Below are 11,167 nucleotides of genomic sequence, written 5' to 3'. Positions count from 1 at the left end.
GGTTTACCGCCCGGGCCGCCCCCGATCCCCTATCACCAAACGCCCCCAAAACAGGGACGCCCTCTCACTTTCTTGAAGGAAGTGAGAGGGCGTCGGGCAGAATACGACGGGAGGTGAGAGAGCGTGCGCTTTGGAAGGCGGGCTGTGATCACGCGCCTAGTCCAGCACCAGGCCCTTGCCGCGGCCGCGGGCCAGCATCACAGGATGGATCTCACCGAAGCCACGGACATTCTCCGACTTCTGCGGAACCAGGACAAAACGGTCATCCTGCCCCAGCGCAGCGGCTGTCATCGCGTCCACCAGGACGGTACCGGGCTGGGCCAAGGTGGTGAGCCGGGCGGCGAGGTTCACCGTGGGTCCGTAGATGTCACCCAGCCTGGACAGAATGCGGCCCCAGACCATGGAAACGCGGCACTGCGGAAGGATCTCGTCCTCAGTGAAAGCTTGGGCCAGTGCCAACGAAATCTCGGCCCCGGCCGCAGGCGTTTCCGCGATGTAGAGGACTTCGTCACCCACGGTCTTGACCAGGCGTCCGCCACCCACGGAAATAATCTCGGCGCACTTGTTCTCAAAGCGCTGCACCAGTTGGGCCAGGGTCTTCTCGTTCATGCGACGCGAAAGGCTGGTGTATGAGACGAGGTCCGCGAAGCCCACTGCGCGCGCCAGGGGCAACGGGGAGTCATCTTCGTCGCCCTCGCGGCCTTCCTCACTCGCCTGCAGCCCTGCCTCGGCCCTCACCGCGAGGCGCTGCACTCCTGCATTCAGCTGGCGGCGGTATGAATAAACAAGGATCTCTTCGAGGGAATCCACCAAGGCCGGTAACTGACCCACGAGTTGCTTACGGGCCACCGCATCCGGAATCCCCTGCTCGGACACCATGTCCTCAACCAGGGCTTCGATCTGCCAGACCACCATGCGGTCCGTCATCTGCCCGATGGAACGGGTGACCGAGATAGCAGCTTCCTCGGTAAGGATCCCTGCCCTGACGAGGTCCAGGATGGTGGACAGCGCGGCTTGGTCCCGCTCGGTAAAGGCAACGTCTTCGTCGCCGAAGTTCGGGAACCCGAGGGCACGCCAAATTTTTCGTGCGGACAGAATGGAAACGCCTGCGCCGGCTGCGACTTCGCGACGGCGGAGCTTGCGTTCGCCGCCAAGCAACTTCGACTCCAGCGCCTTAATAGCAAGGCGTTCGGCGGACATCACCCCAGTGGGTGGACCCGTCTGCACCGGTACCGGAGCAGGCCCGGCATCCGTATCCTCATCCACGGAAGGTTCGGGGACGGCGTCGAACTCCTGGTCCAAGTCCTCGCCGGACTGCTGATCCTCAACGCTCATCTCTTCCACCTTCTCTCAGCTCCCATGGCAACTGGTCATAATCCGTCAATACTTGGCCCTCAAAAACCTCACCTTGCGGGAGTTCGTCCATCGCGTCAAGAATGAAGCCCCTGAATTTTCCAACCTCGGGAACGTCCGCCAGAACGGCTGTCCCGGAGTGCCCGGTATCCAAGGATATATTCCCCGAGTGCAATGACCGTTGGAGCATGCTCTGATGAACGCCCACGTTGCGGACCGCCATCAGTGAAACCTGCCAATCGCGACGCCGAAACATTCCGAATTTGGCAAGTATCCGCCTGCTCGTCAAGATGTACCTGATGGAGCGCCAGCGCAGCACGCGCTTGAGGCTGTAGCCAATCAACAACCACGCTGCGAGCACCACACAGATGCCCATCAGCCAAGGAGTCCATTCCACTGTAATGAATGGAGCGACCCGCTGGGCATTGCCCTTCACAATCCAGGCGCAGGCGTAGCCGGTCAGGGCTGGAGCAAGTACGAAGACCAGGACGGGAAAGAAGAGGGAACGCGACTGTTGCCGCGTGATGGTGATGACCTGCTCCCCCGGAAGCAGCTCTTTACGCATAACCGCTTTCCGTGGCGCGCAAGTGCACCACATCCCCGGCCGTTACGACGTGTTCCCTGCCGCCATGGTCCACCACCAGCAACGAGCCATGCTCATCGAGGCGTGAGGCATGCCCCACCAGTTCGTGATCGCCGGGCAAGTGCGCCCGCACTTCGCGGCCCAACGTGACCATGGCAGACTCAACACGTTTGTGCAGCGACGGTCCGCCGTCCAGACCGGCGGAAGGGTCTCCTTCGGAATTGCAGAAGCTGCGGTAAAGCCGGGCAAATCGCGAAAGGTAGCTCTTCAGCAGCGCGGTGCGGTCCGTCGTCGTGGCGCCTTCCAACGCGAGGGACGTTGCTGTTGGAACCGGCAACTCATCTTCCGCCAGGGTCACGTTGAGACCCACTCCGAGGATCACGGCAGGTACCGAACCGTCGCCCAGGGGTGTCATCTGCGCCAGGATTCCGGCGATCTTGCGACCCTTGACCAAGACGTCGTTGGGCCACTTGATCTCAGCGGTCACTCCGGCGGTTTCCTGCAACGCCTCGCGCAGGGCAACGGCCGCAAGCAGGGAAAGCCAGGAGTAGCTCTGTGTGGGCACGGGCATGCCCTCGGCCGTTACCGGACGCAGGACCATGGACACGGACACTGCCGAGCGCTCCGGTGATTCCCAGTGCCGGTCCAACCGTCCGCGCGCAGCCGTCTGGTGTTCGGCGGTCAACACCGCAAGATCAGCCCACTTTTTGGGCTCAACCGTGACGGCGCGCACCAGGTCCTGATTGGTGGAGCCCGTGGACGCGACAATGTTCAATTGGGAGATGCCCGTGGCCGACAGGAAGTCCGGCTGGAGCAGCGCATCGCGGTCCAAGGGAGAACGGGACGGCCCGGACGGGACCTGCGGTTCGCTGTTGTCTGGCTGTTCGGCATCCATAGCTGAATCCTATCCAGTTGCGGCGCTCCGGGATGGCCCGTGAACCGAAAAGCGTCTGGGAATCCGCCCAGAGAAATCCGTTCGGCGAAATCGACTCAGAGGAAGATGTCCGGAACCAGGCGGTCCTCGGGTGCGCCGAGGCTGTACGGCGCAAAGTCCGACACCCCAGCGGCGCGAAGGACTTCCTCGTCCGTGAAGAAATTCCCGGTTGCGCCAGTGCCAGTGAGCACCGCGTGCGCCGCGTCGGCCATGATCTCCGGGCCACGCGCCGCCTGCACGATTTGCTGCCCGCCCGGCATGTTCCGGATCGCGGCAGTATCAATCAAGGTGCACGGCCAGAGCGAGTTGACCGACACGCCGTCGTCCTTCAACTCTTCGGCGAGGCCCAGGGTGGTCAGGCTCATCCCATACTTGGCCATGGTGTAGGCCAAGTGCATGCCGGCCCATTTGGGTTCCAGGTTGAGGGGCGGGGACAGTGTGAGAATGTGGCCGTGAGCGGACTCCCGCAGGGCCGGCAGCGCCAGCTTGGAGAGCAGGAAAGTGCCACGGACATTGATGTCCTGCATGAGGTCGTAGCGCTTCATGTCTACGGCATCGGTGGGGGAGAGGTCGATCGCCGAGGCGTTGTTAACGACGACGTCGATCCCACCGAAACGCTCGACGGCGGCGGCCACCGCGGCAGCAACGTCGTCGTCGTTGCGGACGTCCCCCACCAACGGCAGTGCCTGTCCGCCGGCGGCGACCAGTTGATCCGCTGCCGTGAAGACGGTTCCCTCCAGCTTGGGATGGGGGTCGCCGGTCTTGGCCATGATCACAATGTTGGCACCGTCACGGGCCGCGCGGGTGGCGATCGCCAGTCCGATGCCACGGCTGCCACCGGACATGAGGATGGTCCTGTCCTTGAGCGAACCGGTAGCCACGTAGGGAGTCTCTGCCTGCGAAAGTGCGCGGGAAGCGTCGTTGCTTGAAGTCATGGGGACACTCTAGCCCAACTATGTTACCGACGGGTAACATAGTGAGGGATTTGGCTTGGACGCGGAAAATTGTAGGGTTTCTACAGCGGTTCGCGGCAAAGGCGTCACTAGACTGGCCATCGGGGCCTGTTCTTTGTACGGAAGCTACTTAACCGTGAACGAACTGTGCCAGCGAAAATCAGCTACAGAGCCGGAGACACTTGATGAGCCACGATCTGACAACGACAGCGGGAAAGATTGCCGACTTCCGCGACCGCCAGGCCCGTGCAGAACAGCCTTCCGGCCCGGAAGCGATTGAAAAGCAACACGCCCGCGGCAAGAACACCGCCCGCGAACGCATCGACCTCCTGGTTGATCCGGGCTCGTTCGTCGAGTTCGACGCCCTGGCCGTCCACCGCTCCACGGCCTTCGGCATGGAAAAGAAGAAACCCCTCGGCGACGGCGTGGTATCCGGATACGGCACCGTGGATGGCCGGCTCATCGCCATCTACAGCCAGGACTTCAGCGTCTACGGCGGCTCCCTGAGCCAGGTCAACGGCGAGAAGATCGTCAAGGTCCAGGAATTCGCCCTGCGCAATGGCTGCCCGGTTGTCGGCATCAACGACGGCGGCGGCGCGCGCATCCAGGAAGGCGTCGCCTCGCTGGCGATGTTCGCGGACATCTTCCGCAACAACGTCCACGCTTCCGGCGTGGTCCCGCAGATCTCCCTCATCATGGGCCCGTGCGCCGGCGGTGCCGCCTACTCCCCCGCCCTGACCGACTACGTGGTCATGGTGGACAAGACCTCCCACATGTTCATCACGGGACCGGACGTCATTAAGACCGTCACCGGCGAAGACGTGGACATGGAAACACTCGGTGGCGCCCGGCAGCATAACGCCACCACCGGCACCTCCACCTACCTTGCCTCCGATGAAGCAGACGCGATCGAATTCGTCCGCGAACTCCTGGACTTCCTCCCCTCCAACAACCTGTCCGAGGCCCCCGTCGTGGAGCACGACCAGGAACTGGAACTCAACGACGACGACCTCGCCTTGGACGGGCTGATCCCCGATTCCGCCAACCAGCCGTACGACATGCGCAAGGTCATCGAGCAGATCGTGGACGACGCGCACTTCCTGGAAATGCAGTCGCTGTACGCCCCCAACGTCATGATCGGCTACGGCCGCGTCGAGGGACACACCGTGGGCATCGTGGCCAACCAGCCCATGCAGTTCGCGGGAACCCTGGACATCTCCGCCTCTGAAAAGGCAGCCCGCTTTGTACGCCATTGCGACGCGTTCAACGTTCCCATCATCACACTGGTGGACGTCCCCGGATTCCTGCCCGGCAAGGACCAGGAATTCCAAGGCATCATCCGACGCGGCGCCAAGCTCCTGTACGCCTACGCCGAAGCAACGGTCCCCAAGCTCACTGTGATCACCCGCAAGGCCTACGGTGGCGCGTACATCGTGATGGGCTCCAAGAAGTTGGGCGCAGACCTGAACCTCGCCTGGCCCACCGCCCAGATCGGCGTCATGGGTGCCCAGGGCGCCGTGAATATCCTGTACCGTCGCGATCTTGCTGCTGTTGCCGAAGCTGGCGGCGATGTCGAGGCAAAGCGGGCCGAGATCATCCAGGGCTATGAGGAAGAACTCCTCAACCCGTACCAGGCCGCGCAGTTGGGCTACGTGGACGCAGTCATCGCTCCGTCCGACACGCGCCTCCAGATCATCCGCGGGCTCCGTGCCCTCCGCGACAAGCGCGCGAGCCTGCCCACCAAGAAGCACGGAAACATCCCGCTGTGAGCACTCCGAAGCACCGGGCTGATTCCGCGCCTGATCAGGTACCCGCTGCGCCGCTGTTTTCGGTGGTCAAGGGCGAACCGACGGCCGAAGAGCTCGCGGCGATTGCCGCCGTCGTGGTTTCCCTTGGCGCCCCTGAAGCGACGGCCGCTTCCACGCCGAATGTTCGGCATTGGGTGCGTCGCCAGCAGCTTCGGTTGGACCCGTCACCGGGCCCTGGCGCATGGAAGCGCAGCCGCGGCTAGTTTTCCCGCACATGGAAAAGTTCAACAACCCTTTCACGTAAGCGGCGACGCGGCTAGGCTCTGTGGGTGACTACTGCAAACACTCCTGTACGCCCAAAGTCCGCCATCGATGCCGTCGCTGACGCGTACACAGAAAAGTTGATCGAACTCAATCCCAGTTTCGCCACCACGCTGGGCTTGCCGGGACACGAAACCGAATACCAGGACTATTCCCCTGCCGGTGCCGAGGCCCATGCGGAGGCCACAAAGTTGGCATTGGATGCCTTGGCAGGCCTTGAGCCGTCCGATGATGTGGATGCCGTCACCCTCGACGCCATGCGCGAGCGGCTCGGCCTGGACCTGGAAATCCACGAGTCGGGTTGGGACCTCGCCGACCTGAACAACATTGCCTCTCCTGCCCAAGACATCCGCGCCATTTTCGATCTCATGCCTACGGACACCGTTGAACAGTGGGAGCACATTGCCGGCCGCGCGGCCAATGTTCCCGGGGCGATTGAAGGCTATCTTGAGTCCCTTCGCTCCGCTGCTGCCGACGGAAAAGTAGCCGCCGCCCGCCAAGTCCGGATCGTCGTCGAGCAGACCGGCCGCTACGCCGCTGAGGATGGTTTCTTCGCCAAAATGGCCGCTGCTGCCTCGGTGGGTGATGCGCCGCTGCCCACGGATATCCAGTCAAAGCTCGACGCCGGGACTGCGGCCGCGCGTTCTGCGTACAGCGCCTTGGGCGACTTCCTTCGGGACGAACTCCTGCCCCTGGCACCGGAGAAGGACGCAGTCGGGCGCGAACGCTACGCGCTGGCCTCGCGTTCATTCGTTGGCGCCGAAGTAGATCTGGAAGAGACCTACGCTTGGGGCGTTCAGGAGCTCGAGCGGCTCATCGGCGAGCAGGAGAAGATCGCCAACCAGATCAAACCTGGTGCATCGATCGAAGAAGCCAAGAGCATCCTCAACAACGATCCCGCCCGCCAGATCAAGGGCACAGATGCCTTGAAAGCCTGGATGCAGGAACTCTCCGACCGCGCAGTCTCCGAGCTGGCTGACGTCCATTTCGACATCCCGGACGTCATGAGAACTCTTGAGTGCATGATCGCCCCCACCGACGAGGGCGGCATCTACTACACCGGCCCTTCCGACGACTTCTCCCGGCCCGGACGTATGTGGTGGTCAGTGCCGGCAGGCGAAGACACCTTCACCACCTGGTCCGAAACCACCACCGTTTTCCACGAAGGGGTCCCCGGCCACCACCTTCAGGTCGCCACGGCAACCTACCGCCGGGAACTCTTGAACAACTGGCGCCGCAATGTCTGCTGGGTCTCCGGCCACGGTGAAGGCTGGGCGCTCTACGCCGAGCAGCTCATGCTGGAACTGGGCTACCTTAAGGACCCGGGCGACCACATGGGCATGTTGGATGGCCAACGGATGCGGGCAGCCCGCGTAGTGTTCGACATCGGTGTGCACTTGGAACTGCCCGTCCCCGAACGTTGGGGCACCGGCACCTGGACGCCGGAGAAGGGCTTCGACTTCCTCAAAGCCAACCTCGACATCAGCGAAGGCCAGCTTCAGTTCGAATTCACCCGCTACCTGGGCTGGCCGGGACAAGCTCCGTCCTACAAGGTGGGGCAGCGTCTGTGGGAGCAGATCCGTGCCGAGCTGGAGTCCCGTGAAGGCTTCGATCTCAAGTCCTTCCACAGCAAGGCGCTCAACATCGGCTCCGTCGGTTTGGACGTGCTGCGCCGGGCGTTGCTGGGCTGACTCGGCTCGAGTGCCTCCGGCCAGAGGCTGGGGCCACTCGGTGTGCCGCAAGCACAGCCAACAACTCTCCCGCGGCCGAGGTCAGCGCACCAATCGATAGTCGTGAGCCGACGGAATGCCGTTCCTAAGGTCCTTCATGACAACGCGGGAGAACCAGCCAATATCAAACTCATAATCTTTGCCAACTTCGAAAGAAGAAGCAGTTTCCTGTTGATTTTCAAAAGTTACACCGTGCGATACGGAAATCGTTCCACAGTTCGACGTTTCGACTAAAGTACCAGCGCTCGAAGCGGAGCCTCTGGAGCAGCCCATGCGGCCCCCGCCTTGCCGACAACCCAGGATCCCCCAGCGCCGGTCAAGAATCCGGTTCCGGCCGTGGCGAAGTACCCTCCGATGGTCTGATCTTGTTTATCGTCCAGGGCATAAGCCACGACGTTGCTTCCGGACCCGCCCACGCCGGCTGACAATGTGCTGCGAACGGTCGTGCTTCCCAGCACTGTGTTTGCCCTCGTCCAGAGAGACGACGTTGAGCCCATTGCCGTCGCCACACGGGTTGCGTTGGGAGCCCATGGGCGACCTTCTTCGCGCACGACTAACCGTCGATGGCACGCAAGCTCCCCGGGGGGCCCTCAACACCCTCCCCTGAGAGCAACGTCACAAAGCGGCGGGAATAACTTTTGCGCACGTAACATTTCTCAACGTCCGTTCGCTATGTTATTGGCCATGCACCTAACGTGTTCCGGTGAGCACCTCAACCAACACTTCCCCAGCAGCTGGCAAGAGCGGCTTCCGGCTCCCCAAGTGGGCCGGTTCCTTCGGCGTCCAGATCATCGCAGCCCTCATTGTGGGCCTCATCCTCGGCCTCATCGCCAAGTACACGGGCAGCACCAAGGCCTCCCCAAACGGCTTGGGGGCTACTCTCCAGACGATCGGCTCCAGCTACGTCTCCTTGCTGCAGACCGCCGTCGTTCCTTTGATTTTCACCGCTGTGGTGAGCTCCATTGCCAACCTGCGCCAGGTCTCCAATGCGGCGCGACTGGCATGGAACACCCTGCTGTGGTTCGCGATCACCTCGCTGGTATCGGTGCTGATCGGCATCGGCCTGGGCGTGCTCCTGCAGCCGGGCGCGGCAACCGGCATCACCGAAGAAGCCAAGTACGCCGGCAAGACCGGTGACTGGTGGGCGTTCCTGATCGGCCTCTTCCCGAAGAACTTCCTGGGACTTGGCGCCAGCTCCACTGTGACCGAGAGCGCCAACGCTGCCACCACCGTCAGCACCGCGGTCAACTTCAACGTGCTCCAGATCCTGGTGGTCGCGATCGCCGTCGGCGTTGCCGCACTCAAGGTTGGCAAGCAGGCTGAGGCCTTCCTGACGTTCAACGCTTCAGCTCTGGCCGTCATCCAGAAGGTCCTGTGGTGGATCATCCGCCTTGCTCCGCTGGGCACGGTAGGCCTGATCGGTAACGCTGTGGCCATCTACGGCTGGGACACCATCGGTTCCTTGGGCAAGTTCACCGCCGCCATCTACATCGGGCTGGCTCTGGTGCTGTTCGTCCTCTACCCCATACTGGTCCGCATTCACGGCCTGTCCATCAAGCAGTACTTCTCCGGCGTGTGGCCGGCCGTGCAGCTGGCGTTCGTCTCCCGTTCCTCGATCGGCACGCTGCCGCTCACGCAGCGCGTCACTGAACGGAACCTCGGCGTCCCCTCCGGCTACGCTTCCTTCGCCGTGCCGCTGGGCGCCACCACCAAGATGGACGGCTGCGCAGCAATCTACCCGGCGATCGCAGCCATCTTCGTGGCACAGTTCTTCGGCATCAACCTTGACTTCAGCCAGTACCTGCTGATCGTTCTGGTCTCCGTCCTCGGTTCCGCCGCTACGGCAGGTACCACCGGCGCCGTCGTCATGCTCACACTGACTCTGTCCACACTGGGACTGCCGCTGGCCGGCGTCGGCCTCCTGCTGGCTATCGACCCCATCCTGGACATGGGCCGCACCGCCGTCAACGTGGCTGGCCAGGCACTGGTCCCGGCCATCGTGGCCAAGCGTCAGGGCATCCTGGATGAGTCGCTGTACAACGCACCCCGCAACGGTGCAGCCTTCGCCGACGAGTACGCCGCCGACAAGGCAGCAGCCGAAAGCAACGAGCTCGAACTGGCCGACTCCAAGGCCTAGCTTCAGTCTTTTGACACGGCGTAAATCCCCCGGGGAGTCCTCCCCGGGGGATTTCCCTGTTTAAGAGGCCAAGACTGGATAGGCTCGGACCATGTTGATCGTCACTTCCAATGAAATCCCGGGCCACCGGATCGACGCCGTCTTCGGCGAAGTCATGGGCCTCACGGTCCGCTCACGGGACATCGGCTCGCAAATGCTTGCCGGCTTCCGCTCCCTCGGCGGCGGCGAGCTGCCCGAAATGACCAAGGCACTCTACGAAAGCCGCCAGGAGGTCATGGCACGCATGGTCAATGAAGCGCAGCAGCGTGGAGCCAATGCCATCGTCGCCATGCGTTTCGACACGTCCGAGATGGGCACCAACTGGACCGAGGTCTGTGCGTACGGAACCGCCGTGTATGTCCTGCCGCTGGGTGAGGGTGAGCCCGGGGCTACGGGACAGTCGGTCTACCTGACCAAGACCGCCGCCCAGCAGCCAGCCCAGCCCGCACAGCCGCAGCAGCCGGGCCAGCCAATTCCGCCGGCTCCGCCAACCCAGTTCTAGGCAGCCAGTCTCCAACCAATCCAGGATCCCGTCCTCGCCCGCTCCCCGTTCACCGGTGGGCGGAGCGGACGAGGGCGGGATTCTTTGCACCTACCAAAGCTCAAATTGCGCAGAGTGCAAACTTGCACTTAGTGTAAGTATGTGACCCAAACCAGCAACCACGGTGCCGCTGCGGAGTCGCCTGCCCATGCCGACGCCGCAGTCCCCACACGACGCGAACTCAACAAGGCGGCCACCCGCAGCTCCATCGCTTCCGCAGCCCTGGACCTTCTGCGTAGCAACGGGTCCGGCAATTTCACCGTCGAAGACATCGCAGCCAGCGCAGGGGTATCCCGGCGGACTTTCTTCAACTACTTCCCCAGCCTTGAAGCCGCCCTGGCATCAGTAGCCGACGGCTTCATGGACCACGCCTTGGAGCAGTTCCGGCTACGCCCGGCGGACGAGTCAATTCTCGAATCCGCCCAAGCAGCCCTCATGGCGCTGGCCGATCCCATGTCCGTGGCGCCCATGGCCGAGCTGTTCAGCCTGACCCAGGACAACCGCCAGCTGGCCCGCTCCGAGCTTGAAGCGTGGGAACACTGCACCGAGCAGATTATTGACGCCGCCCGCAGCAGGCTCGGCGCCGGCGTCAGCGAACTCTATCTCCACGCTCTGGCCGGCTCCGTGATTTCGTGCGGCAAAGCCGCAATGACCGTCTGGTTCGCCGACCGCGGCCCGGATCTCTCGGCGGAGTCCCTCGCGGTTCTTCGCCAGCACCTCATCGATGCGATGGGCCTCCTCGGCGCCGGCTTCGCGCCGCCGTCGGACTCTGTCTCCACAGCGGCAGCAGCCTCACCCTCCGTTCCAACCACCACAGATCGGTTCTGA

General features: G+C 63.0%; 10 protein-coding genes. 6 read left to right on the top strand and 4 right to left on the bottom strand.

Annotated features, from left to right (window positions below):
* Positions 1–156: 156 nt before the first annotated feature.
* From LN996_RS05640 to LN996_RS05625, 4 genes are all read right to left on the bottom strand, one after another.
* Complete coding sequence (locus LN996_RS05640) at positions 157–1,335, bottom strand: adenylate/guanylate cyclase domain-containing protein (protein ID WP_159708448.1); 1,179 nt, start codon at positions 1,333–1,335, stop codon at positions 157–159.
* On the bottom strand, positions 1,325–1,918 hold the full coding sequence (locus LN996_RS05635; protein WP_231339383.1) for a PH domain-containing protein: 594 nt from the start codon (positions 1,916–1,918) through the stop codon (positions 1,325–1,327). Before LN996_RS05635 ends, LN996_RS05640 begins: the two co-directional genes overlap by 11 nt.
* Positions 1,911–2,831, bottom strand: coding sequence for a biotin--[acetyl-CoA-carboxylase] ligase (locus LN996_RS05630; RefSeq protein ID WP_231339375.1), 921 nt, complete (start codon positions 2,829–2,831; stop codon positions 1,911–1,913). The genes LN996_RS05635 and LN996_RS05630 overlap by 8 nt, the downstream gene beginning before the upstream one ends.
* Before the next feature lie 95 nt (positions 2,832–2,926).
* Positions 2,927–3,805 carry an NAD(P)-dependent oxidoreductase gene (locus LN996_RS05625; protein WP_231339366.1) on the bottom strand — a complete coding sequence of 293 codons (879 nt, stop codon included), beginning with the start codon at positions 3,803–3,805 and terminating at the stop codon, positions 2,927–2,929.
* A 203-nt stretch (positions 3,806–4,008) separates the two neighbouring features.
* On the opposite strand from LN996_RS05625, the gene LN996_RS05620 reads away from it, so the two are divergent.
* The 6 genes from LN996_RS05620 (at position 4,009) to LN996_RS05595 (ending at position 11,167) form a co-directional block, all read left to right on the top strand.
* Positions 4,009–5,592, top strand: coding sequence for an acyl-CoA carboxylase subunit beta (locus LN996_RS05620; protein ID WP_105693983.1), 1,584 nt, complete (start codon positions 4,009–4,011; stop codon positions 5,590–5,592).
* A complete protein-coding gene (locus tag LN996_RS05615) occupies positions 5,589–5,834 on the top strand; it encodes an acyl-CoA carboxylase subunit epsilon (RefSeq protein WP_231339364.1) in 246 nt (81 codons plus the stop codon). Before LN996_RS05620 ends, LN996_RS05615 begins: the two co-directional genes overlap by 4 nt.
* A gap of 66 nt (positions 5,835–5,900) precedes the next feature.
* Entirely contained in the window at positions 5,901–7,583 is a 1,683-nt protein-coding gene (locus LN996_RS05610; RefSeq protein ID WP_231339352.1) for a DUF885 domain-containing protein, read from the top strand.
* A 742-nt stretch (positions 7,584–8,325) separates the two neighbouring features.
* The gene (locus LN996_RS05605; RefSeq protein ID WP_231339335.1) at positions 8,326–9,759 is read left to right on the top strand and encodes a dicarboxylate/amino acid:cation symporter; all 1,434 of its coding nucleotides are present in this window, start codon (positions 8,326–8,328) and stop codon (positions 9,757–9,759) included.
* A 91-nt stretch (positions 9,760–9,850) separates the two neighbouring features.
* Entirely contained in the window at positions 9,851–10,300 is a 450-nt protein-coding gene (locus tag LN996_RS05600) for a YbjQ family protein (protein ID WP_231339329.1), read from the top strand.
* A gap of 141 nt (positions 10,301–10,441) precedes the next feature.
* On the top strand, positions 10,442–11,167 hold the full coding sequence (locus LN996_RS05595; protein WP_231339327.1) for a TetR family transcriptional regulator: 726 nt from the start codon (positions 10,442–10,444) through the stop codon (positions 11,165–11,167).

The sequence above is a fragment of the Arthrobacter sp. AK01 genome, assembly GCF_021109375.1.
Lineage (GTDB): Bacteria > Actinomycetota > Actinomycetes > Actinomycetales > Micrococcaceae > Arthrobacter.
The sequence above is the reverse complement of the archived record's forward strand: the minus strand, read 5'-3'. Positions and strand labels throughout refer to the sequence as shown.

Bases quoted from the DNA above. Each gene is read 5' to 3' on its own strand.
- LN996_RS05640 (WP_159708448.1), bottom strand. From the start codon at position 1,335: ATGAGCGTTGAGGATCAGCAGTCCGGCGAGGACTTGGACCAGGAGTTC.
- LN996_RS05635 (WP_231339383.1), bottom strand. From the start codon at position 1,918: ATGCGTAAAGAGCTGCTTCCGGGGGAGCAGGTCATCACCATCACGCGG.
- LN996_RS05630 (WP_231339375.1), bottom strand. From the start codon at position 2,831: ATGGATGCCGAACAGCCAGACAACAGCGAACCGCAGGTCCCGTCCGGG.
- LN996_RS05625 (WP_231339366.1), bottom strand. From the start codon at position 3,805: ATGACTTCAAGCAACGACGCTTCCCGCGCACTTTCGCAGGCAGAGACT.
- LN996_RS05620 (WP_105693983.1), top strand. From the start codon at position 4,009: ATGAGCCACGATCTGACAACGACAGCGGGAAAGATTGCCGACTTCCGC.
- LN996_RS05600 (WP_231339329.1), top strand. From the start codon at position 9,851: ATGTTGATCGTCACTTCCAATGAAATCCCGGGCCACCGGATCGACGCC.